The sequence below is a fragment of the Desertibacillus haloalkaliphilus genome (assembly GCF_019039105.1).
GTDB lineage: Bacteria > Bacillota > Bacilli > Bacillales > KJ1-10-99 > Desertibacillus > Desertibacillus haloalkaliphilus.
This window is the reverse complement of record NZ_JAHPIV010000150.1, coordinates 1-432: the sequence shown is the minus strand read 5'-3', so window position 1 is coordinate 432 and position 432 is coordinate 1. Positions and strand designations below refer to the sequence as shown.

Here is a 432-nt window from a genome sequence, read left to right as displayed (position 1 = left end):
AGGAAGGAGGGGAGGAGAGGAGGGAGGAGGAAAGGAAGGAGAGGAAGGGGGGAGAAGAGGAAAAAGGGAAAAAAGAAGAGAAAAAAGGGGGGAGGAAAGAGGGGAAAAAGGGAGGGGGGGAAGGGAAAGGAAAAAAGGAAAAAAGGGGGAGAAAGGAAAAGGGGAAGAAAGAGAGAAAGGAAGAGGAGGGAAAGGGGAAAAAGAAGGAAGAGGAAAAAAAAAAAGAGGGAAGGGGAAAGGGAGAGGAGGGGAAGGAAGAGAAAAGAGAGGGAGAAAGAGAAAGAAGGGAGGGGAGGGGAAGAAAGGAGAAGGAAAAGAGGGAAAAGGGGGGAGGGAGGAGGGGGGGAAAGGGGAGAAGAAAGAAAGGAGAAGAGGAGAAGGAAGAAAAAGAAAAGGAGGGAGGGAGAAGAAGGGAGGAAAGAAAAAAGGAGA

Annotated in this window: 1 protein-coding gene; it reads left to right on the top strand. The window is 49.5% G+C overall.

The features are described 5' to 3' along the window. Positions 1-432: hypothetical protein (locus KH400_RS29730; RefSeq protein ID WP_217228056.1), on the top strand; the 432-nt coding region annotated here is incomplete at both ends.